Here is a 24,936-nt window from a genome sequence, read left to right on the forward strand (position 1 = left end):
CCTGATTAGCGGCTGAGCAGCAGGCGCAGGCCCAGCAGGCCCATGACACCGGCCGCGATACGGTCGAAAATGAATTTGGCGCGCAGGTAGCCTGCGCTGATGCGGCGGGTGCTGAGCAGCATGACAAGGACAGACCCTACCAGAAACTCCACGCCGAGGTGATTGAACACAATCAGTCCCTTGTCCCCGACGCCAAGCCCGGCGGGGAAGATCACCACCAGAACGGCTGCCGAAAACAGCACCGATTTGGGGTTGGAAAGATTGACCAGCACGCCGCCCAGAAACGCCCGGGCAGGCGGGGTGGGGGCGTCGGCCAACGGGGCGCGCGCATGACGCCATGTCTTCCAGGCGATATGGATCAGGTAGAACGCCCCCACAAGCTTGCAGACCGTATAGGCCCAGGGCACGATCTGGAAAACCGCATCCAGTCCCAACAGCGCCAGCAAGGTCCATGTCGCCGCCATCACCCCCAGACCCCAGGCCGTGAAAAGTCCCACACGCCTGCCATGCGCCAGCGTGTTGCGAATGATATACAACATCGCGGGGCCGGGACTGGCGATTGCCGCCAGCAGGGTCACGTTGAAGGCGATCACATGGGCGAGGTCCATCGCGCCTCAGCCTTTGGTGATGTCAGGCGCATCCACGGCCTTCATGCCCACGACATGATAGCCGGCATCCACATGATGCGTCTCGCCGGTTACGCCAGCGCCCAGATCGGACAGCAGATAAAGCGCCGAGTTGCCGACATCCTGAATGGTCACATTGCGGCGCAACGGCGAGTTATATTCGTTCCACTTCATGATATAGCGGAAATCGCCGATGCCCGACGCCGCCAATGTCTTGATCGGGCCGGCAGAGATCGCGTTGACGCGGATGTTGTCCTTGCCCAGATCTTCGGCCAGATAGCGAACCGATGCCTCAAGCGCGGCCTTGGCCACGCCCATGACATTGTAATGCGGCATCACGCGTTCGGCCCCGTAATAGGTCAGCGTCAGGCAAGACCCGCCGGTTTTCATCATCTTCTCGGCGCGTTTCACCACCGAGGTGAAGGAATAGACGGAGATGTCCATCGTCATCGCAAAGTTGTCGCGGCTGGTGTCCACATAACGCCCGCGCAGCTCTGTCTTGTCGGAAAAGCCGATGGCGTGGACGATGAAGTCCATATTGTCCCAATGCTCTTGCAAACCGCCGAAAAGCGCATCCACCGAGGCCTCGTCGCCGACATCGCAGGGCAGGACGATATTGCTGCCCAAGGACGCTGCCAGAGGATCGACGCGCTTTTTCAGTGCTTCGCCCTGATAGGAAAAGGCAAGCTCTGCGCCTGCATCCCCAAGCGCCTTTGCGATGCCCCATGCGATTGATTTGTCATTGGCCAATCCCATGATCAAACCACGCTTGCCGGCCATTAGTTGATTAGACATAAGGATCCCTTCGCCCGATACTTCTTGGAAAACCGTTTAGGGGATAGGCGGGTTGTCGGCAAGCCTCGGGCGGCGTATGGCGGCTTTGGTGTGCCATGGATCTGCTCACAGACACCGAACTTGCGACCGAAAGGACTCTCATGACCGACCGTAGTGGCATCTTCGCCGGAGACGACCCTTTTGTAATTGCGCAATCCTGGCTCGATGAGGCCCGAACGCAGGAAATCAACGATCCGGATGCCATGGCGCTGGCGACCGTGGATGCGAACGGGCTGCCCAATGTCCGCATGGTCCTGCTGAAAAAGATCGAGGCGGCGGCCTTTGTCTTCTACACCAATTACGAAAGCGCCAAGGCCCGTGAGATTACCGATACGGGCAAGGCGGCCTTTGTCATGCATTGGAAATCCCTGCGCCGGCAGGTTCGTGTGCGTGGGCTGGTCACGCGTGAGGAGGGGCCACAAGCCGATGCCTATTATAGATCCCGCTCGCTCAAAAGCCGCCTTGGTGCCTGGGCGTCGCAGCAATCGCGACCGCTGGACAGTCGTGCAACCCTGATGGCCGAGGTTGCCAAGGTGACTGCCCGCAAAGGCACCAATCCGGATCGCCCGCCATTCTGGGGCGGCTTCCGCATCACGCCGCTGGAGATCGAGTTCTGGGCCGACGGAGCGTTCCGACTGCATGATCGGTTTCGCTGGCATCGCAACGACGTCTCGGATGCATGGCAGGTCGTTCGGCTCAACCCCTGACGCGGATTCGCGATAACTCTGCCAGGCTTTGAAGCGATTGCAGTTCGTGTCACATGAACTGCAATTAGGCGGGATATCCTAGGTTTTTGGTTGCATTGATCAAGCCTGTGTCGCAAGACGTATGTGGGGACAAGGAATGGTTGTTAACTTGGAAATGGATATGGCACCCGGCGAACATGTGCAGGGGAAGGTCAAGTGGTTCGATCCGGCAAAGGGATTCGGCTTCGTTGTTGCTGACGAAGGTGGTCCGGACATACTGCTGCATGCAAACGTGCTTCGCAACTTCGGGCAAAGCTCCGTTGCGGACGGCGCGCGCGTGGAAATCGCCGTGCAGCGCACGGATCGCGGTGTGCAGGCGACGGAAGTGCTGGAGATCGTTCCGCCACTTGGTGCCGAAGGGTTGCCGCTTGCCGATTTCGAAGAGATCGATCCGGAAATCATCGCGAATGCGCCACTTTTGCCCGCGCGGGTCAAATGGTTCGACAAGGCGAAAGGCTTTGGTTTCGCGAATGTCTTTGGTCGGCCCGAGGATGTCTTTATACATGTCGAGGTGCTGAGACGGTCCGGCCTGTCCGACCTTCAGCCGGGCGAGGCGCTGGCAATCCGCATGATCGATGGCAAACGTGGCTTGATGGCGACGGAGGTTTGTTCTTGGGAAACCGCAGTTTAGGTCTGGCTCTGGTTTTTACGATCGCCGCAGGGCAGGCTGGGGCTGCATGCCGTGATGATCGCGTATCGTTGCGCGGTGACTGGGGCAGCGCGCAGTTCTCTGTCGAGGTTGCCGATGATGGCCAAGAGCGTGCGAAAGGCCTGATGCACCGTTCGGAGATGCCCAAAAGCGCGGGCATGCTGTTTGTCTATGACAGGCCGCGATCAGTTGCTTTCTGGATGCGCAACACGCTTATTCCATTGGATATGATTTTTGCGGATGCCAGCGGCGTGGTGCAAAAAGTGCATTCCAACGCCGTGCCTTTGGACGAGACCGCGATTCCCGGCGGCGACAACATCCAGTATGTGCTGGAAATCAATGGCGGACTGGCCGACGCGATGGGCATCACAGCGGGCAGTCAAATGCAGCATCCGGCAGTTGGAGCAGCGGCTGCGTGGCGCTGCGACCGATAAATATCAACTTCCTGCCGAAATGCGTCAGAATGGGCTTTTCAATTGCGGCAGTCACGTCTATTGAAGCCGCTGTTCGGGGCGTAGCGCAGCCTGGTAGCGCGACGGTTTTGGGTACCGTAGGTCGCAAGTTCGAATCTTGCCGTCCCGACCACTTTCCCAGCTTTTCAAGCAATTCCGTATGAAGTGATCCTGCCCCGGGCCGGTCGTTTTGTTCTGTGCAGCGTCACGAACGAGATGCGTAACGGCGGTTCTTTGGGATTCGGCGCTTCGGGACCGTAATCATCTTTTGATTGTCTGCGCGGACCATGACGACCACCACATATATGTAGGGTTGCGATTTCATCGCTATATGCAGGCCTGTCCTGAGGCGGGGACATGGCCGCTTTGCTCCGACGGTCAGCCGTGTTCTTTGCGCCACGCCTATGCGGCTGCGACACGGGGCGATTTTAAATTATTATACGTTAACAAAACCTAAACGATGGATGGGTGTAACTCATTAAGTGACTGTAATTAAATGTATAAGTTCCTTTATAGAGGGTGCTTTTCCTGTGGATATGTCTGGGGGCGACTCGTCGTGTCCGACGCGAAGATGCGTCAACCCAAAAGAAGCCATGAAAAGGCCAATAAATCCGTTGACGAGCTATGCCTAAATACGTCAGATTGTGTAGGTCAGTCGTTGAGCCACAATATGTAGTGGCGGCAGGCGGGGTCAGAAGGCGAAAGCGCCTTTATCGGGACACATGAAACGAACAGCGCGACAGGTTTTCGATTACGCGCCGTTTTCACCGTCCCCTGACCCGGAAAACGGCACAGGTGCCCGGCAAATGGGCGCAAAAATGAAAACGCTGGAAATGGGGCAGCCTGATATGAAGATCGAAAGACAATTCACTCGCGCCGGACAAGATGCTTATGCAGGCATTGATTTCGTCAGCACGACCTCGGAGATCCGCAATCCCGACGGAACCGTTGTGTTCCATCTCGACGAGATCGAGGTTCCCGCGAAGTGGAGCCAGGTTGCCAGCGATGTGATCGCGCAAAAGTACTTTCGCAAGGCCGGCGTTCCTGTGCGCCTGAAGAAGGTCAAGGAAAAGGGCGTGCCCGAGTTCCTGTGGCGCTCTGTTCCGGCCAAGGACGGCGTCGAGAAAACCGGCGAGACTTCGTCCAAGCAGGTATTTGACCGTTTGGCGGGTGCCTGGGCCTATTGGGGCTGGAAGGGTGGCTATTTCACCACCGAGGCCGACGCCCAGGCCTATTACGACGAAATGCGCCACATGCTGGCCACGCAGCGCGCTGCCCCGAACAGCCCGCAATGGTTCAACACCGGCCTGCATTGGGCCTACGGCATCGACGGGCCGGGCCAGGGCCATTACTATGTTGACCACGAAACCGGCGATCTGACCAAGTCCACCTCCGCCTATGAGCATCCGCAGCCCCATGCGTGCTTCATCCAGTCGGTCAAGGATGATCTGGTCAGCGAAGGCGGCATCATGGACCTTTGGGTGCGTGAGGCGCGCCTGTTCAAATACGGTTCCGGCACGGGCACCAATTTTTCCTCGCTGCGCGCCGCGCAAGAGCCGCTGTCGGGTGGCGGTAAATCGTCCGGCCTGATGGGCTTTCTGAAAATCGGTGACCGCGCTGCGGGTGCGATCAAATCGGGTGGCACCACGCGCCGCGCCGCCAAGATGGTGATCTGCGATGCCGACCACCCCGATGTCGAAGAATTCGTGAACTGGAAGGTCAAGGAAGAACAGAAGGTCGCCAGCATCGTTGCCGGATCGAAGATGCACGAGCAGATGCTGAACAATCTGTTCGCCGCGATCAAGGCATGGGACGGTGAGCAGGCGAACGAGGCCGACGCCTACGATCCCAAGGTCAACGATGCGCTGAAGGCCGCCGTGCGCGCCGCAAAGAAGGTCTCGATCCCCGAGACCTATATCAAACGCGTTCTGGATTATGCGCGGCAGGGCTACGCTTCAATCGAGTTTCCGACCTATGACACCGATTGGGACAGCGAAGCCTACGCCTCTGTTTCCGGACAGAATTCCAATAACTCCGTGCGGGTCACGGATGCCTTCCTGACGGCCGTCAAGAACGATGCCGACTGGGAATTGATCCGCCGCACGGATGGTTCGGTCGCGAAAACCGTCAAGGCGCGCGCCTTGTGGGAAGACATCGGGCATGCGGCCTGGGCCTGCGCAGATCCGGGCATCCAGTATCACGACACCGTCAACGACTGGCATACCTGCCCCGAAGACGGCGCGATCCGCGGGTCGAACCCGTGTTCCGAATACATGTTCCTGGACGACACGGCCTGCAACCTGGCGTCGATGAACCTGCTGACCTTCCTCAAGGACGGCGTGTTCCAGTCCGAGGAATACATGCACGCGACACGTCTGTGGACGCTGACGCTGGAAATCTCGGTGATGATGGCGCAGTTCCCGTCCAAGGAAATCGCGCAACTGTCCTATGACTTCCGCACGCTGGGGCTGGGCTATGCCAATATCGGCGGTCTGCTGATGAACATGGGGCTGGGCTACGATTCAGACGAGGGCCGCGCGCTGTGCGGCGCGCTGACTGCGATCATGACCGGCGTGTCCTATGCGACCAGCGCCGAGATCGCGGGTGAGCTGGGTGCCTTCGCCGGCTACAAACGGAATGCCGATCACATGCTGCGGGTCATCCGCAACCACCGCAACGCGGCTTACGGCAAGACCTCGGGCTATGAGGCGCTTGCGACCAAACCTGTCGCGCTGGACCATGCAAATTGCCCCGATGCATCGTTGATCGAGTTGGCGCAATCCAGCTGGGACGAGGCGCTGCGCCTTGGTGAAAAGCACGGCTATCGCAATGCGCAGGTGTCTGTGATCGCGCCCACAGGGACCATCGGTCTGGTGATGGATTGCGACACGACCGGGATCGAGCCGGACTTTGCCCTGGTCAAGTTCAAGAAGCTCGCCGGTGGCGGTTACTTCAAGATCATCAACCAGTCAGTGCCAGCCGCGCTTGAAAAGCTGGGCTATTCCTCCAGCCAGATCGCCGAGATGGTGGCCTATGCTGTCGGTCACGGGTCGCTTGGCAATGCGCCGGGGATCACCCATACCGCATTGATCGGCCACGGCTTTGGTGAGACCGAGATCCAGAAGGTCGAAAGCGCGCTGGCCGCAGCCTTTGACATCCGGTTCGTGTTCAACCAGTGGACACTGGGCGAAGAGTTCTGTCGCGAAACGCTGGGCATCCCGGCTGAAAAGCTGACCGATCCGACCTTCGATCTGCTGCGGCATCTGGGCTTCACACGCGCCGACATTGACGCGGCAAACGATCATGTCTGCGGGACGATGACGCTGGAAGGCGCGCCATTCCTGCGCAAGGAACATTACGCGGTCTTCGATTGCGCCAATGCCTGCGGCAAGAAGGGCAAGCGTTTCCTGTCGGTGGACAGCCACATCTACATGATGGCGGCGGCGCAAAGCTTCATCTCGGGCGCGATCTCCAAGACGATCAACATGCCCAATGATGCAACCATCGAGGATTGCCAGAAGGCGTATGAGCTGAGCTGGTCGCTGGGTGTGAAGGCCAACGCGCTGTATCGTGACGGGTCCAAGCTAAGCCAACCGCTGGCATCGGCGCTGGTCGAGGATGACGAGGACGCACAGGACGTTCTGGAAAGCGGATCCCAGCACGAGAAGGCAACGGTTCTGGCCGAAAAGATCGTTGAAAAGATCATCATCAAGGAGGTTGCGCAGCAGCAACGCGCCAAACTGCCCGACCGGCGCAAGGGCTATACCCAGAAGGCGATTATCGGCGGTCACAAGGTCTATCTGCGCACCGGCGAACATACCGACGGTACGCTGGGCGAAATCTTCATCGACATGCACAAGGAAGGGGCGGGCTTCCGCGCGATGATGAACAACTTCGCCATCGCCGTGTCCGTGGGCCTGCAATACGGTGTGCCGCTGGAAGAGTTCGTCGATGCCTTCACCTTCACCAAGTTCGAACCGGCGGGCATGGTGCAAGGCAATGACAGCATCAAAAACGCAACCTCGATCCTGGATTACATCTTCCGCGAACTGGCCGTGTCCTATCTGGACCGTACCGATCTGGCGCATGTCAAACCCGAAGGTGCGTCCTTTGATGATCTGGGACGCGGCGAAGAGGAAGGCGTGTCCAACATCAAGGAGATGTCGGAAACCGCAGCGTCGCGTTCGCTGGAAGTGCTGAAACAGATCAGCTCGACCGGCTACTTGCGCAAGCGTTTGCCGCAGGAACTGGTGGTGTTGCAGGGCGGTGCCTCTCTTTCCGGGCTCGATACGTCCGGGGCAGTCGAAGCATTGGTGCCCGAAGTGGCCGCAATGGCTGGCGGCGGCGGCGGTGGCTCTACTGCTGTGTCCTCCGGCACGGTCGGGATGGACCAGCGCGTGAAGGCAAAAATGCAGGGCTACGAGGGCGAGGCTTGCGGCGAATGCGGCAACTACACGCTGGTCCGCAACGGCACCTGCATGAAGTGCAACACCTGCGGCGGTACGTCGGGCTGTAGCTGATAAGAATTGGTGCGGGCTGATCCGGCTTCCGGGTCAGTCCGAGATTGAAACAGAGAGACACAGAGCAGCTGCGCCTGCTCTGTGCTCTGGACAGGCCGCAGGTAGAAAGCAAACCGAGCGGTGAACCAACCGAGCCTGTTCCAGAGAACCTAAGGGGTGCCCGCGCGGCACCCTTTTTTCAATCCATCGGTGGCGACTATCCACGAGTCGAATGTCGTAATTGGGCAGAGATCAACCGTCGTGACATGTTGCTTGCAGGGCGCTGCGAAATGATAAACGTCCACCGGGCGTTTTTATGTCGTTCGGTCTTCTGTCCCGTCTGCCTGAAACCAGCGCCGGTCGACATCCGTCCTGAATGTCATCACACGCGTCGCGCTCGTCTGGTTTCGGCTGTGTTTCAAGGATGCTGTTCCGTCTTTCACGTTTTCGAACCTGACCCAGCGATGCAGATTTCAGGAATGGTTGGTTGGTCAAATCCTGGTGTATCTTGACCGTTCTTGATTGCTATTCTTGAATACGCGATCTCGTCCCCCCAGATCGTTGCCAGATATGCGTGACGATGGGGGCGTCAGGAATTGCATCCACATCAGGGCCTGTCAGAAGCAGGCAATCATCCTGAACGCCGGGTTATGAAACCGGGTCGGTAGCAATGTCACCGGCAATAGTTGAGGATGCGGATCATGTTTGACGCAAAGAGCATCCAACTGAACGATGATGTGGCTGTGGCTGTGGCTGTGGCGGCGCGGGGATCGGTTGTGTGATCGCAGAACGTCTTGGGTTTATTATCTCAGGTGAACGGGTATTCTGTGCATGATACGGGTGCTTTGGAGCTGAAAACCGCAGTCGGCGAGACGATCACTGTTCGCCGACACTACGCAAGCGAGAGACGCGCTGAGACGCGTGAAGAAGAAAACAAGAGGCTGGAAATGACTGATAGCACGACAGAACCCGCCGGGAAGCCAGCCTCGAAAGTGGCGATCCTGGTGGTGCTGCTCCTGATTGTGATGGTTGTCCTTTACGCTTTGGCGGATCGCATGGCACCGTCCTCGTCTCGCGGTATTGTTTCCGCCTATGTCGTGCAAATCGCGCCGCGGGTGTCGGGCGAAGTGACCGATGTGCTTGTCGATGACGATGCCATCGTTCAGGCGGGCGATCCGCTGTTTTCTATCGATTCGCGTCCGTTCGAACTGGCGGTCAGGCAGGCAGAGGCCAATCTGGAAACCGCGCTTCAGAACGTCAACGCCTCTGGCGCATCTCTGGTGGCGGCACAGGCTGCCGTCACTCAGGCCCGTTCGGCGCTGGACAACACACGCGCAGAGGCCGAGCGAACCTTTCGACTGGAAGAGCGTGGAATCGCGGCGACAGCACAGGGCGATCAGGCCCGCGCCGGTGTCGCGCAGGCAGAGGCCGCGCTGCAAACCGCCGAGGCAAATCTGGAAAGCGCACGGGCCAAGCTGGGACCGCAAGGCAAGGACAATCCCGCTATTCTTGCGGCAGAGGCGCAGTTGGAAAAGGCGCAATACGATCTTGCCTCCACCACCGTGACCGCACCGCATCTGGGTGTGGTGACGAATGTCACCCTGTCGGAGGGGCAATTCATCGGGGCGGGCAATCCCGCGCTGACCTTCATAGATGCCGAGGCCGCCTGGATCACGGTGGACCTGCGCGAGAACCAGTTGCAGGGCATCGGTGCCGGCGATTCGGCGCATCTGCTTTTCGATGCGCTGCCAGGGCGGATCTTTGAGGGCCGCGTTCAAAGCGTTGCCTGGGGGATCAATCCGGGGCGCAACGTTCAGGGTGGTCTTGTGGTCAATCAACCCTCGAACCGTTGGTTCGAACCGGCCAGACGTATTCCCGTCCGGATAGAGATTGATGGTGGCATGGAAAACTGGCCCCGCGCCGCGCGGGTGGGGGGCAAGGTCCATGCGGTGGTTTTCGCGCAAAGCGACACCGGTCCGATTGCCTTGATCGCAAGGGGCATGCAGCGTCTGCGGTCCTGGTTCAGCTATCTGCACTGAACGCGCCAATGTATGTCACACCTCGCCCCGACCCGATAGAAGATCCGCTTTATGGCATTCGCCTTGGGCTGATGGGCGCGTTGGCATATCTTGCGATCCCGATCCTAAATCCGGCGCTGCCTCCGATCATCGCGGCCCTGCCGGTCGGTCTGATTGCGTCACAACGCCGTGCCTTTGATCCGGGCAAGGCCATCGGCGGCGTGGTTGCGATGATCGTGCTGCCCTGGATCATGACATGGTTTGTTGAATGGCTGCGGCCCATGCCCTTGGTCTATGTCGGGGCCATGTGGCTTGTGTATTTCTCGGGCTTTCTGTTGATCCTGCGGTCCGGTGCGCAGGCAGGCATGCTGATCGTTGTCGTGGCCGTGCTGATGTCCGTGATGGGGATGCATGGCAATGCAACGGTCGAGTTTCTGCGCGACGGGTTTGTGCAGGCCTCGCTGGTGGCATTGGTGGTTGGCCCTCTGGTCTATCTGTTGTTACCACCCCGCACCCGCGAAAAACAGGTGGACGACCCGAAACCCGGCGGCGGAAACACGACCCTTGGGGCGGCGATCCGCGCGACGGTATTGCTGGGGCTGAGCTTCTGGTTATACGCCGTGATGCAACCTTCGGATATGATGATGGCCGTGGTCGCGGCCATGGTTCTGGTATTCCCGACGCGCAACGCTGTGTTCCATGAGGCGCGGCAGCGTGTGCGGGCCACGTTCTACGGCGGGGCGATTGCTGTCGGCGTGCTGGCGCTTTTCACCCTGTCGCCAAACCTGCCGATCCTGCTGGGCCTGATTTTTCTCAGCGGATTATGGCTGGGCCAGAAGATGCTGAACGGCACACGGCCAAGCATGGTCTATCAATATGCCTTCTCCGTCGCGCTGGCCCTGATCGCCGGGGCGCTCAGCACACAGGACCCCGCCTATGCAACGTTTACGCGGATTGTCCTGACATTGACCGGCGCATTCGTGGCTGCCTTCACCGTGGCGCTTCTGGACGCAATGACCGGCTGGCGCAGGTCTGCGGAACATGAGGCTCAGGGGGTCACTGGCACATGATATATATGATAAAACTTCTTGTGAGCCTGTTGGTCTTTGTGGGCGTTGTCGTTCTGATCGCCCGCATGGTCTTTACCGTGCCGACGGTGGAGGACCGGACCGATACGACGGCACTGAAGCCAGCAGTGGATGGCCCACTGGCCGACGCTTTGATCGAGCGTGAGGCTGCCAATGCAGGCTTGACCGGCGTTGCGCCGCTGCAAAACGGTGCCGACGCATTTGCCGCGCGGATGATCCTTGCCGATGCGGCGGTGTCGTCCATAGACGCGCAATATTACATCTGGCATGGCGATCTGACCGGAACTTTGCTGCTTGATGCGCTGGTGCGCGCCGCCGACAGAGGCGTGCGGGTTCGGCTGCTTCTGGATGACAATGGCACTGGCGGGCTGGACCCGGAACTGGCAAAGATGAATGCCCATCCCATGATCGAGGTCCGGCTGTGGAACCCGTTCAACCTGCGCCATTTCAAGCTGCTGTCTTACGGGTTCGATTTTTTTCGGCTGAATCGGCGGATGCACAACAAATCCTTCACCGTGGATGGACGCGCCACCGTTCTGGGCGGGCGCAATATCGGCGACGAATATTTCTCTACCGGGTCTACAGCGCTTTATGTCGATCTGGATGTTCTTGCCGTAGGGGCAATCGTTCCCGAAGTGTCTGCCGATTTCGATAAGTACTGGGCCGCGCCTTCCACGCATCCTGTCGGTCCGATTGTCGGCGCACCGCAGGATGCAGACCCGGTTGCCGATCGTCTCGCCTCGTATCAGGCAGACCCGCAAATGGCGGAATACCGTGCCCTGCTGAAATCTTCGGACATCGTGGCCGCGCTCGCGGCAGGGGAAATGGGGGTGGAGTGGACCAACTCCATGCTGGTCAGCGACGATCCGGTGAAGGGGGAAGGGGCTGTTCCGCGTGAAGACCTGCTGGCGTCGCGGCTTAGAAAGGCCGTGGGCGAAATTGAAAGCAGTTTCGACGGTATTTCGCCCTATTTTGTCCCCGGAAAGGCAGGGGTCAATGCCTTTGCGACACTTGCACGCCATGGGGTTGTGGTGCGGATGCTGACCAATTCGCTGGAGGCGACGGATGTGCTTCCGGTCCATGCGGGTTATGCCAAGCACCGCGAAGATATGCTGAAAGCCGGAGTCGTCCTCTATGAGCTGCGCCAACAGGCAGCGGTTGATGCGCCAATAGATCGCCTGGGCCCGTTCGGGTCGTCCGGTGCCAGTCTCCACGCCAAGACCTTTGCCGTGGACGGGAAACGCATCTTTGTTGGTTCCTTCAACTTCGATCCACGCTCGACCACGCTCAATACCGAAATGGGGCTTTTGATTGACAGCGAACTGTTGGCGCAAGGATTGCACGGTGCTTTTGACAACGATTTACGGGGCCTCGCATGGCGGGTCGAGCGCAAGGATAACGATCTGGTCTGGATCGATCCCGAAGATGGCTCGACAGTGACGGATGAACCGGGGACGACGTTTCTCAAACGTGCCGCGCTGACCGTGATTGGGTGGCTGCCGATCGAGTGGCTGCTTTGACGGATCCATCGGGCAAACCCTCCGGGAGCGGGGCGCTTGAAGGCTGGCGCACCGGATGAGCGGGCGTCCCCTTTGCATCGTAAGCTGGAATATCCGTAAAGCCGTAGGTCTGGACTGGCGGCGTGATCCGGCCCGAGTATTGCGAGTGCTGTCTTCCATGAAGCCGGACATCATATTGCTTCAGGAAGCGGATAAACGGTTGGCACCCCGCCATCCGGCGCTGCCACTGGATCAGGTGGCAAAGGCCGGATGGACGGCTTTGAACGCCGATCCCAGGACACCTTCGATCGGTCATCACGGCAACGCCATACTGTTGCGGAGCGATTTTATTGCAACTCGAATCGAGCCGGTCGATCTGCCCGGTCTGGAGCCGCGCGGCGCGCTGCTCGCCCGCATTGAGGGATCGTTCGGGGCCGTGACGGTTGGCGGGCTGCATCTTGGCCTGCGCCATGCCGACCGCCGACGCCAGATCGCAAACGTCATTGAAGCGGCAGAGCGTATCGGCGGGCGGATCGTTCTGGGAGGCGACCTGAATGAATGGAGAAGGTCCGACGAGGCTTTCGGTTTGCCGGACGGCTGGAGAACATTGGCACCAAGCGCAACATTCCATGCCGCGCGTCCCACGCTGCGGTTCGACCGGTTTCTGGTCGGACCGGGTAATGGCGATCCCGTCGCGGATGTTCCACACAAGGGGGAAAGCCTGCGCGCATCGGATCACCTTCCAATTCGGCTTCTGGTCGAGACGTAGGGCGTTGCAGGGCGCGTTGGTGCAAGGCCGCCGACGAAAACCGCGACGACGCAACCGACTGGTGAAATCGCGTTTTGAAATTGCGACGGTTTTTGCAGAAACGCCCTGAAGGGGGCGGGCTGTACTCGGCGTAGCATTTGTCGGGCGCTGAAAGCCTGACATTGTTAAAACCAATTTCTGCAACCGGCTGCGGGTCCGACAAACGGGAAGGGGCCTCAACGCAAAAAGGCCGCCTTAGGGGCGGCCTTGTCAGAATGGCGAGCGCAAAGGCTTAGCCTTTTTGCGGAGCAGACTGTTGTTGAGGCTGCTGTGCGGCTGCGCGTGGCGCTGCGGCACCCTTGGTTGCCAAGGGATCATCCTGACGCTGCACGGAACCTTCGAAATGCGCACCGCTTTCTATTGCGATGGTCTTGTGGATGATGTCACCCTCGACCCGCGCGGTCGCGGTCAGACGAACCTTCAAGCCGCGCACACGGCCAACGATGCGGCCATTGATCACGACGTCATCCGCCATCACTTCGCCTTTGACGGTTGCGCTTTCGCCGATGGTCAGCAGATGGGCGCGAATGTCGCCTTCGACGGTGCCTTCGATCTGGATATCGCCAGTCGTCTTGACGTTGCCGGAGATGTGAAGATCGGGGCTAAGCACCGACGCAGGCGGCTTGGCCTTGGGCGTCGAGGCTTGAAAATCAGATTGCGGACGGGGAGCGGAGGACGAGGCATCGGCGGTTGCCGATTTCGGCGCATCGTCGGCTTTCGGCCCGGGCTCGTTGATCTTGCTCTTAGAAAACATCGTTTGCAGCCTTGATATAGGTCATAGGATTGACAGCGTTGCCGCCGACTCGGACCTCATAATGTAGATGGGTCCCGGTCGAGCGTCCAGTATTGCCCATATCACCAATGCGACTGCCGCGCGAGACCCTTTGCCCCTTCTTCACGCGAATCTTGGACATATGCGCGTAGCGGGTTTCAATGCCGAATTCGTGCTGGATTTTCACTAGATTGCCGTAGCCCGACTGCCATCCCGCATGGATAACCACGCCATCTGCCGTGGAATAGATCGGGGTGCCGTGTGGCGCTGCAAAGTCGGTGCCGGCGTGCAGACGACCCCAACGGTAACCGAAGCCGCTGGTGAAGCGAAACGAATCCTTCAGCGGGCTGGCAAACGGTGCTTTCTGGGCGGCGATTCGATACAGGTTCAGCCGGTCCATCTGGCCAAGGATGCTGTTGGCGCGCATCGCATCACCGGACGGACCTTCGCCGCGTGTCGACAGGCTGAGCGGCGTCAGCGGACCACCCTGGCCGGAATAGCCCTTGCGGACCTGAGACAGGATACGGTCCGGGTCCATACCCGCGGCGGTGAACATCTTGTCGAGCGGTTTGACCGAGACGGTCATGGCCTCTTCAAGCTGGCGGAAGATGCGGTCGTTTTCATCTTCCATCATGCGGATTTCGCTGGCCATGGCGTCGGCCTGGGTCAGAGCGTGCTGCGCATCGGCGAGGATCTGGTCACGCTCGATCGCTGTGCGTTCCAGTGCTTCGGCCATGAAATCCATGGTGTCGTCGGTGCTGTGGTCGCCTTGCGCCAATTGCACGTCGCCATCGGCAAGCTGGGCCTCGATGGCGGCAAGCTTGCGGGTGATGTCCTTGCGCTGGGTCATCGTGTCGCGAAGCGTCGCCTGAATGACCTCGATGCCGGCTTCCAACTCGCTGCGGCGGGTTTCGGATTGCAACAATTGTGACTGCATCACGGACACCTGCGCCAGCGCGGTGTTGAAGCGTTCCTGCGCGGCCAACGCCTCTTCGGCGCGGATGTCGCGTTCGGTGGACAGGGTGTTGAGGCGCTGCTGATAGGTCGCCTGATCGCGAATGGCCTGCTCGCGGAAATTGCCGGAGCCGATGGAGTCCATCAGCACGATGGCTGTTGCGATGATCGCCCAACCGACGATAACCGCGCTCCCGGTAAAGGCGAGCGCTTGCGTGCCGGGCTTGAGACGAATGAACCGGGTATCGGTTTCAGACCTCAGAAAGAGTCGGCGTTCCGGGAAGAAGCGCTCAAGTAGCGCATGTGTCTTGATCGCGAGTCGCGTTCTCACCTGTCCGTCCTTGTCCAACCCCGTTTATGGCACTTAGGTCAACTGAGACCGCGCACCTTGGCTGATGGCTTATCCAGACGTTGGTATTTTCGCAACGGTTTTGGGTTAGTCGATTCGTCGCAAGGTGGCGTTTTTGTTGAAAGCGGCAAAAAACCGCCGATCTAGAATGGTTTGCGATCCGAGTTGCCCGGCGATCGTCAGGTCAGCGGCCAGTAGAAATCCGGGGGCAACCCCGCTTCGGCACGCTTTTCCTCGTTGAATGGCGGCTTCAAAGAGCTATGGAAATACCGGCCAACAAGATCGTGGAATGCCAGTTTCGGGTCCATTTCATGGCGTCCGCACAGAAAGTGAAACCATTTGGAGCCGTACGCGACGTGATGGACCTCTTCGGCGTAGATCGTTTCAAGCGCCGCCACCGCCTGCGCATCGCCCGCCTTGGTGAACAGCGCGATCATGCCGGGGGTCACGTCCAGTCCGCGCGCCTCCAGAACCATTGGCACAACCGCAAGGCGGCCCATGAAGTCCTCGGCTGTATCTTCTGCGGCGCGCCACATCCCGGCATGGGCGGGCAGGGCACCGTAATGGCTGCCCACATCTTCAAGACAGTCGCACATCAGATTGAAATGTTTTGATTCTTCGTCCGCCGCCTTGACCCAGTCATCATAGTAGCCAACCGGCATCGGAATATCCGCGAAACGCGCGATGATGTCCCAGTGCAGATCCACTGCGTTCAACTCGATATGCGCGACAGCGTGCAGCATCGCGATGCGGCCCTGCGGCGTGCCGGGTTTGCGCTTTGGCATCTGTCTGGGGTCAAGAAGCTCTGGCCGGGCGGGGCGCGACGGTTGCATCGGCGGCACCGCACGTCCGATTTCCGGCGACTCACCTGCTTCGCGGGCGGCGAACCAGTCCGCCGCGTGACGGCGCGATCTGGCGGTTTTCTCACGGCCGTCCGACGTGGTCAGCACGTCCACTGCCATCTCGCTCAAGCTTAACATCGGCACTCTGTTCCTTTGTGGGCAATCATGGGTCACATCTCGTCGCAAGGGATGTGTGAGGTGCCGCTACAGGTCTTTCGCAGCCGCCAGAACCTCTTCTGCATGGCCGGGGACTTTCACCTTGCGCCATTCACGCGCGATGCGTCCGTCGCCGTCGATCAGGAAGGTCGAGCGTTCTATCCCCATGAATGTCTTGCCATACATGGATTTCTCTTTCCACACGCCGTAGCGTTCGCAGGTATCGCCGTTTTCGTCTGACAGAAGCGGTACGGTCAGCCCGTGCTTGGCCACGAATTTTTTATGTTTGGCCACGCTGTCCTTTGAGATGCCGTAGAGGCGCACGCCCAAAGTGGCAAATTCCGGCAGAAGACCCGAAAAGCCGATGGCTTCTTTCGTGCAGCCGGACGTATCATCACGCGGGTAAAAGAACAGCACCACCGGGGCGGGCCGCAGGGCCGATAGGGTCATCTCGTCACCGCCGTCGCGTGGCAGGGTGAAATCCGGTGCCATCTCGGCAGCTTGGTCGGAATCTGTGGACATTTGCGGCTCCTTATCCTTTGCAGGGTCAGAGGTTTCATATCAAACTCGACGCGACAAGCGTAATCGCGAAAGGCACCATGTCCAGTGAGCAACGCAGAAAGACCTGAACAGACTGCAAGATCGCGACGCGGACTGCATCTTGCAGGTTGGCTGCTGGTGGTGGTGCTGTTGCTGGGCGCGCTTGCAGGGGCAGGGGCGCTCTACGTCGTGGGGCGGCCCATTGCCGCGCCGGACTGGCTGCGCGACCGGATAGAGCAGCGCATCGGGCAGACCGTTCCCGGTCTTGCGGTGACTTTCGGCGAGGTCACGTTTCTGATCGAACGTAACGGCGCGCCCAGACTGTCGCTTTATGACGTGGATATCGGCACAATTGACGGGCGCGACCTTGCCTCGCTCAGCGATATCGAGATTGTGCTGTCACGCGCGGCCTTGCTGCGCGGCGAGCCGAAGCTGAAGTCGGTCACGCTTGCCGGGGCTTTTGTCACCATGCGCCGTGATCGAGACGGGCGTTTCGGCCTGTCTTTCGGGGATTCTCTGGCACCCGAAGGACAGGGCCCGGACCTGCCCGCAATCATCACGGCGGTGGACACCGCACTGGCCAATCCCCGCCTTGATGCGTTGGAGGAGATCACGGCCAACGGTTTGACGCTGCGTTATGAGGATGCCCGCGCCCGTCGCGGCTGGACCGCCGATGGTGGGCGGCTTGCGCTGACACGCGGGGACCGCTCGCTGTCCCTGCGCGGCGATTTCGCGGTTCTGGGCGGCGGGACAAATGTGGCCACGATCGCGCTCAACGCCGAAAGTGCCCTGGGGGATCCGGGGCTGGTCTTCGGTGTGACGCTCGCGGATATGCCGTCACGCGATATTGCCACGCAAGGCCCGGCGCTGGCCTGGCTCAAGGGGCTGAGGGCCCCAATCTCGGGGGCGATGCGCGCGCAGATGTTTGCCGATGGCAGCCTTGGTCCGCTGAACGCGACGCTGGCGATCGGCGAAGGTGTGCTGCAACCCACCGATCAGACCAGCCCGGTTCCCTTCACGGGGGCGCGCACCTATTTCACCTATCACCCCGATACCGAGACGCTGGTTTTCGACGAGATTTCGGTCAAGTCCGACTGGGGGCAGGCGCTGGCCGAGGGCCGCGCGACCTTGACGGGTCTGCAAAACGGCTGGCCCAGGGCGATGCTGGGGCAGTTCCGTGTCTCCGACATCCGCACCAATCCCGGCGATTTTTTTGAAACGGATCTTGCCCTGAGAGGGGCCGAGGCTGATTTCCAGCTGGAGCTGGACCCGTTCCGGTTTTCGCTGGGACGGATGCGGCTGGTGGATGAAGACCTACCGCTGCGGATTTCGGGAGAGGCCGCGGCGGGGCAAGAGGGCTGGCACCTGGCGCTGGATGCGCGCGTGGCCAAGGTAGCACCCGCCCGTGTGGAAGAGCTTTGGCCGCCGCATGTCGTGCCCAAGACCCGCAAATGGGTGCGCGAGAATGTGCAGGGCGGGGTTTTGCAGAATGTCCAATTCGCGCTGCGCGTCGAACCCGGAAAGCCACCCGCGACCTATCTGGGTGCCGAATTCGAGGAGGCGCAGGTGCAATACGCGCGGACCCTGCCGCCAGTCACCGGCGGGTCGGGGCAGTTTGTCATCAATGGCAAGCGGTTGATCGCGACCGTTGACAAGGGGCAGGTCGCGGCAAGCGAAGGGCAGCCGCTGGATATTTCAGGTTCTACCTTCACCATTCCGGACATAACCCAGCGCCCCGCCACCGGCAGGTTGGAGTTGAACGCAACGGGCCGGATTCCGGCGGCGCTGGCCTTTCTGAACCGCGAACCGCTATCGGTGATGGATCGCGCCAAACGGCCCGTCGATGTGGCCGAGGGGCGCGCGACTGTGACGGGATGGATGGAACGGCCATTGCGCAAAGGCGTGAAGCTGCCCGACATGACCTTCCGTTTCGACGCGGATCTGACTGATGTGCAAAGTGACAAGCTGATCCCCGGCCGCACCCTGCGCGCGTCGCAACTGAAGGTAGAGGCCACTCAGGAGAGCGTTAGCATCAGCGGACCCGCGCGGCTTGGTGCCGTGCCGTTCAATGGCACATGGGCCATGCCCTTGGGCCAGCCCGGCGCGGCCAGCAAACTGACTGGAAAGCTGGAACTGGGGCAGGCTTTCGCGGACGCGTTCGGCATCGCGCTGCCGCGCGGGATGTTGTCGGGCAAGGCGCAGGCAGATCTGGCACTGACGCTTGAAAAGGACCGCGCGCCAGAGTTTTCCCTGTCGTCAAATCTGGCGGGGCTGGGGGTGCGGCTTGATGCGCTGAAATGGGGGCTGAGCCAGCGCCAGACCGGCAAGCTGGAGGTTGCTGGCCGCCTTTCGCAACCTGTTCAGATCGACCGGCTCAGCCTATCGGGGGCGGGCCTGAACGCCGCTGGCGACGTGCGGCTGAATGCCAATGGCAGCCTTGACAGAATTGCGCTGAACCGAGTGCAGCTGGGCGGTTGGCTGGATGCGCCTGTCGTGCTGACCGGGCGCGGTGCCGGGGTGCCGCTTGCGATCACGTTGCAAGGTGGAACCGTCGATATGCGCAAGGCAAGTATCGGTGGCGGATCAGGTGGCGGTGGGGGCAGCACCGGACCGATCACTCTGGCGCTTGACCGTTTGCAGATCTCTGACGGGATTGCGTTGCAACCGTTCCGGGGAACGTTCACCAGCGGGGGCGGGCTGAATGGCAGGTTTACCGCGCGCATCAATGGCGGTCCGGATATTGCGGGCGTCGTGTCGCCGCAACGGGGCGGGGGCAGTGCCTACCGCATCCAGTCGCAAGAGGCGGGCAAGGTGTTCGCGGCGGCGGGGCTGCTGAAAAACGTCGCCGGCGGCGAGATGGATCTGACCCTGCGCCCGACCGGCCAGACCGGCACGTTTGACGGGATACTGAAAGTGACCAATCCGCGATTGCGCAGTGGCAATGCGTTGGCAGCCCTTCTTGACGGGATCAGCGTCGTCGGGCTGCTGGACCAGATGAACGGGCCCGGCATCTACTTTACGGATGTCGACGCGAAGTTCCGGCTGACGCCTGCGCAGGTGATCCTGTCGCAATCCAGCGCTGTTGGTCCGTCCATGGGCCTGTCGCTGGACGGCTATTACACGCTGGCCAGCAAGGCGATGGATTTTCAGGGGGTGATCTCTCCGATTTATATCCTCAACGGAATAGGGTCGCTGTTCACCCGCAAGGGCGAGGGGCTGATCGGGTTCAACTTTACCATCAAGGGCACGTCGGATACGCCACAGGTCGGCGTGAACCCGCTATCGATTCTGACGCCCGGCATGTTCCGCGAGATTTTTCGCAGGCCACCGCCGACCACCCAGTGATGCACCCAAGCCTGAGATGAAGAGCCCACCATGAAGCTTGCCGATTTTGACTTTGACCTGCCGGATGAACTGATCGCCACGCGCCCTGCGAACCCGCGATCCTCGGCGCGACTGCTGGTGGCACAGGGCGATGAAATCCACGATGCGGTGGTCATGGATCTGTTGGATTGGCTGCGCCCCGGCGACCGGTTGGTGCTGAACGATACGCGGGTAATCCCGGCGCGATTGTCTGGCTTGCGCGAACGTGACGGGGCCGAAGGACTGACGCAGGCCCGGATCGAGGTCACGCTGCTGGATCCGGCGGCGGATGGTTGCTGGATGGCGCTGCTCAAACCGCTGAAGAAAGTGCGAGACGGCGAGGAGATCACCTTTTCGCCTGAGCTGTCGGCGACGGTCGAGGCGCGCGAGGACGGGCAGGCCCGGCTCCGGTTCAATCTGACAGGCAGCGATTTTGATGCGGCTCTGGCAGAGGCGGGGGCGATGCCGCTGCCGCCCTATATTGCCGCGAAACGCCCGGCGGATGAGCGCGACAAGACCGACTATCAGACCGTCTGGGCAAAACGCCCCGGCGCCGTGGCCGCCCCCACGGCGTCGCTGCATTTCGACGCCGCCTTGCTTGCGCGGCTTCACGAAGGCGGCATCCAGTTTACCCATGTGACGCTGCATGTCGGCGCGGGCACCTTCCTGCCCGTCAAGGTCGAGGATGTGACCACCCACCGGATGCATGCCGAATGGGGCGAGGTCACGCAAGACGCCGCCGCCGAGATCGCGGCCACCCGCGCGGCGGGCGGGCGTGTCATCCCGGTGGGGACAACCGCGCTGCGTCTGATCGAAAGTGCGGCCGCAGATGGCGAGATCCGCGCCTGGTCCGGCGATACGGATATATTCATCTATCCGGGCTACGAATTCCGCATCACCGACGCGTTGATGACCAATTTTCACCTGCCCAAATCGACCTTGCTGATGCTGGTCTCTGCATTGATGGGGCAGGACAGAACCCGGCGGATCTATGCGCATGCGGTAGAGGCAGAATACCGCTTCTTTTCCTATGGCGATGCCTCGCTGCTTTTGCCGTCTTGCAAAAGCGACGCCGAAGGATGAAGAGCGTCGCTGCGAAGACAGTTGATTCTCCGCACGTCCGGTAGGCTGAAACAAAGGCCCTGGCGCCAAAACTCTCTTTCGTTCCGCCGGAGGCACGATGCTGTACGTTCTCAAAAACTCATGGGCGCTTTTGCTTGGCATGATGCTGCTTATGCTGGGCAATGGCCTTCAGGGGTCGCTTCTCAGCGTGCGGGGCGACGAGGCGGGGTTTTCCGCTTTCCAGATGTCGATGGTCATGTCGGCCTATTTCCTGGGGTTTCTGTTCGCGTCGCGGATGACGCCCGGATTGATCCGGAGGGTTGGCCATGTCCGTGTCTTCGCAGCACTTGGGTCGTTCATTTCGGCCGTGCTGATCATGTATCCGACGTTTGAACATCCGATGGCCTGGATCATCGGTCGGGTCATCATCGGGTTTTGCTATTGCGGTGTCTATGTCACCGCCGAAAGCTGGTTGAACAATGCCGCCAGCAACGAGACCCGCGGGCAGTCGCTATCGGTTTACATGATTGTGCAAATGGTCGGGATCATCGTGTCCCAGGGCTTGCTTCTGGTGCCGGATCAGTCCGGCTATCTGCTGTATGTGATTCCGTCGGTGCTGGTATCCATCGCCTTCGCCCCGATCCTGCTGTCGATCTCGCCCACACCGGCGTTTGAAACCACCAAACCGATGAAGCTGAGCGTTCTGTTCCATACCTCGCCTTTGGGCTGCGTCGGCATGTTCCTGCTGGGCGGTGTGTTCGCCGCGCAATTCGGCATGGCGGCGGTCTACGGGACACAGGCGGGCATGACGCTGACGCAAATCTCGATGTTCGTGGCGTCGTTCTATATCGGCGCGCTGGTGCTGCAATATCCGCTTGGCTGGCTATCCGACCGGATGGACCGGCGCGAATTGATCACGATCTGCGCCGGTATCGGCGGTGTCGCGGCATCGGTTGCGGTCTTTCTGAACGGAAATTTCGCGCTGATGCTGGTGGCGGCCTTTCTCATCGGTGGCATGTCCAATCCGCTGTATTCGCTGCTGATCGCCTATACAAACGACTTTCTGGGCACCGAAGATATGGCCGCCTCGTCTGGTGGATTGCTGTTCATCAACGGGCTTGGTGCCATTGCAGGCCCGTTGATCACCGGCTGGATGATCGAGATGTTCGGCCCCGGTGGATTCTTCGTGTTTATCGCCGGTCTGATGCTGTCTTTGACGGGCTATGCGCTTTACCGGATGACCCAACGCCCTGCACCTTCGAGCGAAGAAACCGCCGCCTATGCGCCGCTGACTGCCGGTTCCACACCCGTCGCTGTGGAGGTGGCGCAGGAACTGGCCATCGAAAGCGCGCAGGACGACACGCAGGACGCCGCCGCATGATGTGACGGTTTGTCGTAATTTGTTACTGTTTCAAACTGTTAATGAGGTGTTAGCATTCTCGCATCTGCGGGGGGGCAAACCGCAAGGAGTGTGAGCCATGGTGGCACCTGAAGATGTTCTCAAGTTCTGGCTCGATGAAATCGGGCCGAAAGGTTGGTATCAGGGGAGCAAGGAGCTGGACGCGCAGATACGCGACAAGTTTCTTGAGAGCTGGCAAGGAGCAATGGAGGGGCGTCACGCGATGTGGCTGACCTACCCGTCCGGGGCGCTGGCCTATATCATCCTTGTCGACCAGTTTCCCCGCAACATGTTCCGCGGAACAGAGCAGTCCTTCGCGTCTGACAAGATCGGTCTGGCCGCTGCGAAACAAGCGGTCAAACGCGGCTGGGATCTGAAGATCGACGAACCTGCGCGGCAGTTTTTTTACTTGCCGATGATGCATTCGGAAAACCTGTGTGATCAGGACAGGTGCATCCGGCTGATGAGCGACCGGATGAAGGAAACCGGCGCAAGCAACCTTACCCATGCACAGGCGCATCGCGAGATCATTCGCCAGTTTGGACGGTTCCCCTATCGCAATGACGCGCTGGGACGAAAGACAACCGACGCAGAGGCCGCGTTCATGGCCGCGGGCGGTTACGCGAAAATGTTGAAGCAGATCAACGTCCCGGCCTGACAGGTCTTATTCGATAACGGGCGCGGGCGGCCCCGTGTCGCCCCGGTTCCCGTTGATGCCCTTCAGCTCTTCGGCTAGCGTGCTTCGGCATGACAGAACGAACCGGAGGTCCACGCTATGGCGTCGCAAACATTCGACATGATCGTGATCGGAGCGGGGCCGGGCGGCTATGTGGCCGCCATCCGTGGCGCGCAACTCGGTCTCAAGGTCGCCATTGTCGAGCGCGAACATATGGGGGGGATCTGCCTCAACTGGGGCTGCATTCCCACCAAGGCACTGCTGCGCTCGTCCGAGGTTTTTCACCTGATGCAACGTGCCGGTGACTTTGGGCTGAAGGCCGATGGCATCGGTTATGATCTGGATGCGGTGGTGAAACGCTCGCGCGGCGTGGCCAAGCAACTCAATTCCGGCATCGGCCACCTGATGAAGAAAAACAAAATCACAACCTTCATGGGCGAGGCGACGCTGCCTGCCAAAGGCCGGGTCAGAGTGAAGACCGACAACGGTACGCAGGAGCTTGAAGCCGACAATATCGTTCTGGCCACCGGAGCCCGCGCCCGGGAATTGCCGGGGCTTGAGGCGGATGGCAAACATGTCTGGACCTACAAACACGCGCTGCAACCGCCGCATATGCCCAAAAGTCTGCTGGTCATCGGATCCGGCGCCATCGGCATTGAATTTGCCAGCTTCTACAATACGCTGGGCGCGGACACGACCGTTGCCGAAGTCATGGACCGGATCCTGCCGGTCGAAGATGCCGAGATTTCGGCTTTCGCAAAAAAGGCTTTTGTGAAACAGGGCATGACCATCCGCGAAAAAACAAATGTCACGAAGCTCGATCGCGGAAATGCGGGCGTCACGGCCCATATCGAACAGGGCGGCAAGACCGAGACACAGGCTTTCGACACGGTGATCTCTGCCGTGGGGATCGTCGGCAATACCGAAGGTCTGGGGCTGGAAGAACTGGGCGTGAAGGTCGAAAAAACCCATGTGGTGACAGACGAGTATTGCCGTACCGGTGTGTCGGGCCTCTACGCCATCGGAGACCTCGCCGGCGCGCCCTGGCTTGCACACAAGGCCAGCCACGAAGGCGTGATGGTTGCAGAGCTCATCGCAGACGGTCAGCCGCACAGCGTATCACCCGACGCGATTGCCGGCTGCACTTATTGCCAGCCGCAAATCGCCAGCGTCGGCCTGACAGAGGCCCAGGCCAAAGAGAAAGGTTTTGACATCAATGTGGGCCGTTTCCCATTCATCGGAAATGGCAAGGCTATTGCTCTTGGTGAGGCGGAAGGCCTGATAAAGACCATCTTCGACGCCAAGACCGGCGCACTGCTTGGTGCCCATATGGTCGGTGCCGAGGTCACCGAACTGATTCAGGGCTACGTCGTCGCCCGACAGCTTGAAACAACCGAAGAAGACCTGATGCAAACCGTCTTCCCGCATCCGACCCTGTCAGAGATGATGCATGAAAGCGTGCTGGATGCTTACGGTCGCGCAATCCACGTCTGACCGCCGATAAAATGGGCAAAGAAAAACGCGATCACTGCTTCTTCTTGGTGAAAATACTCCGGGGTGTGTGAGGGGCTGGCCCCTCACTCCCGCAATCTCAAACAGACACG

19 protein-coding genes and 1 tRNA gene are annotated in these 24,936 nt (G+C 60.2%); 14 read left to right on the plus strand and 6 right to left on the minus strand.

What is annotated here, in order from left to right:
* Positions 1-5: 5 nt before the first annotated feature.
* Both DMZ65_RS13725 and fabI read right to left on the minus strand, forming a co-directional pair.
* A complete protein-coding gene (locus DMZ65_RS13725; RefSeq protein WP_116599460.1) occupies positions 6-608 on the minus strand; it encodes a LysE family translocator in 603 nt (200 codons plus the stop codon).
* Positions 609-614: 6 nt separating this feature from the next.
* Positions 615-1,421 carry an enoyl-ACP reductase FabI gene (fabI, locus tag DMZ65_RS13730; protein ID WP_116599461.1) on the minus strand — a complete coding sequence of 269 codons (807 nt, stop codon included), beginning with the start codon at positions 1,419-1,421 and terminating at the stop codon, positions 615-617.
* A gap of 140 nt (positions 1,422-1,561) precedes the next feature.
* Here fabI and pdxH point away from each other — a divergent pair, with 140 nt between their 5' ends.
* The 9 genes from pdxH (at position 1,562) to DMZ65_RS13775 (ending at position 13,180) form a co-directional block, all read left to right on the plus strand.
* Entirely contained in the window at positions 1,562-2,167 is a 606-nt protein-coding gene (gene pdxH, locus DMZ65_RS13735) for a pyridoxamine 5'-phosphate oxidase (protein ID WP_116599527.1), read from the plus strand.
* 136 nt (positions 2,168-2,303) lie between these two features.
* Positions 2,304-2,837 (plus strand): cold-shock protein, encoded by a 534-nt coding sequence (locus DMZ65_RS13740; protein ID WP_232824993.1) that lies wholly within the window; start codon positions 2,304-2,306, stop codon positions 2,835-2,837.
* On the plus strand, positions 2,819-3,289 hold the full coding sequence (locus DMZ65_RS13745; protein WP_116599463.1) for a DUF192 domain-containing protein: 471 nt from the start codon (positions 2,819-2,821) through the stop codon (positions 3,287-3,289). The genes DMZ65_RS13740 and DMZ65_RS13745 overlap by 19 nt, the downstream gene beginning before the upstream one ends.
* A gap of 74 nt (positions 3,290-3,363) precedes the next feature.
* Positions 3,364-3,440: transfer RNA gene (locus DMZ65_RS13750), tRNA-Pro, on the plus strand.
* Positions 3,441-4,155: 715 nt separating this feature from the next.
* On the plus strand, positions 4,156-7,827 hold the full coding sequence (locus tag DMZ65_RS13755; protein ID WP_116599528.1) for a vitamin B12-dependent ribonucleotide reductase: 3,672 nt from the start codon (positions 4,156-4,158) through the stop codon (positions 7,825-7,827).
* Between the two features lie 926 nt (positions 7,828-8,753).
* Entirely contained in the window at positions 8,754-9,845 is a 1,092-nt protein-coding gene (locus DMZ65_RS13760; protein WP_116599529.1) for an HlyD family secretion protein, read from the plus strand.
* An 8-nt stretch (positions 9,846-9,853) separates the two neighbouring features.
* Entirely contained in the window at positions 9,854-10,894 is a 1,041-nt protein-coding gene (locus tag DMZ65_RS13765; protein ID WP_116599464.1) for an FUSC family protein, read from the plus strand.
* Positions 10,891-12,432 carry a phospholipase D family protein gene (locus DMZ65_RS13770; RefSeq protein WP_116599465.1) on the plus strand — a complete coding sequence of 514 codons (1,542 nt, stop codon included), beginning with the start codon at positions 10,891-10,893 and terminating at the stop codon, positions 12,430-12,432. Before DMZ65_RS13765 ends, DMZ65_RS13770 begins: the two co-directional genes overlap by 4 nt.
* Positions 12,433-12,487: 55 nt before the next feature.
* Positions 12,488-13,180 (plus strand): endonuclease/exonuclease/phosphatase family protein, encoded by a 693-nt coding sequence (locus DMZ65_RS13775; protein WP_116599466.1) that lies wholly within the window; start codon positions 12,488-12,490, stop codon positions 13,178-13,180.
* 271 nt (positions 13,181-13,451) lie between these two features.
* Here the strand turns inward: DMZ65_RS13775 and DMZ65_RS13780 are convergent, their stop codons facing one another.
* The 4 genes from DMZ65_RS13780 to DMZ65_RS13795 form a co-directional block, all read right to left on the minus strand.
* Positions 13,452-13,973 (minus strand): bactofilin family protein, encoded by a 522-nt coding sequence (locus DMZ65_RS13780; RefSeq protein WP_116599467.1) that lies wholly within the window; start codon positions 13,971-13,973, stop codon positions 13,452-13,454.
* Entirely contained in the window at positions 13,963-15,276 is a 1,314-nt protein-coding gene (locus DMZ65_RS13785; protein ID WP_116599530.1) for a M23 family metallopeptidase, read from the minus strand. Before DMZ65_RS13785 ends, DMZ65_RS13780 begins: the two co-directional genes overlap by 11 nt.
* A gap of 197 nt (positions 15,277-15,473) precedes the next feature.
* Complete coding sequence (locus DMZ65_RS13790; protein ID WP_116599468.1) at positions 15,474-16,274, minus strand: ferritin-like domain-containing protein; 801 nt, start codon at positions 16,272-16,274, stop codon at positions 15,474-15,476.
* 66 nt (positions 16,275-16,340) lie between these two features.
* A complete protein-coding gene (locus DMZ65_RS13795; RefSeq protein ID WP_116599469.1) occupies positions 16,341-16,814 on the minus strand; it encodes a peroxiredoxin in 474 nt (157 codons plus the stop codon).
* Positions 16,815-16,898: 84 nt separating this feature from the next.
* Here DMZ65_RS13795 and DMZ65_RS13800 point away from each other — a divergent pair, with 84 nt between their 5' ends.
* From DMZ65_RS13800 to lpdA, 5 genes are all read left to right on the plus strand, one after another.
* A complete protein-coding gene (locus DMZ65_RS13800; protein ID WP_116599470.1) occupies positions 16,899-20,177 on the plus strand; it encodes a YhdP family protein in 3,279 nt (1,092 codons plus the stop codon).
* 30 nt (positions 20,178-20,207) lie between these two features.
* A complete protein-coding gene (gene queA / locus DMZ65_RS13805) occupies positions 20,208-21,278 on the plus strand; it encodes a tRNA preQ1(34) S-adenosylmethionine ribosyltransferase-isomerase QueA (RefSeq protein ID WP_116599471.1) in 1,071 nt (356 codons plus the stop codon).
* Between the two features lie 97 nt (positions 21,279-21,375).
* On the plus strand, positions 21,376-22,638 hold the full coding sequence (locus DMZ65_RS13810; protein ID WP_116599472.1) for an MFS transporter: 1,263 nt from the start codon (positions 21,376-21,378) through the stop codon (positions 22,636-22,638).
* Positions 22,639-22,735: 97 nt separating this feature from the next.
* Positions 22,736-23,314: a DUF924 family protein gene (locus tag DMZ65_RS13815; protein WP_116599473.1), complete on the plus strand. Its 579-nt coding sequence runs from the start codon at positions 22,736-22,738 to the stop codon at positions 23,312-23,314.
* 117 nt (positions 23,315-23,431) lie between these two features.
* Positions 23,432-24,826 (plus strand): dihydrolipoyl dehydrogenase, encoded by a 1,395-nt coding sequence (lpdA, locus tag DMZ65_RS13820; protein WP_116599474.1) that lies wholly within the window; start codon positions 23,432-23,434, stop codon positions 24,824-24,826.
* Positions 24,827-24,936: the final 110 nt, after the last annotated feature.

Source organism: Primorskyibacter marinus, from assembly GCF_003313245.1.
Lineage (GTDB): Bacteria > Pseudomonadota > Alphaproteobacteria > Rhodobacterales > Rhodobacteraceae > Primorskyibacter > Primorskyibacter marinus.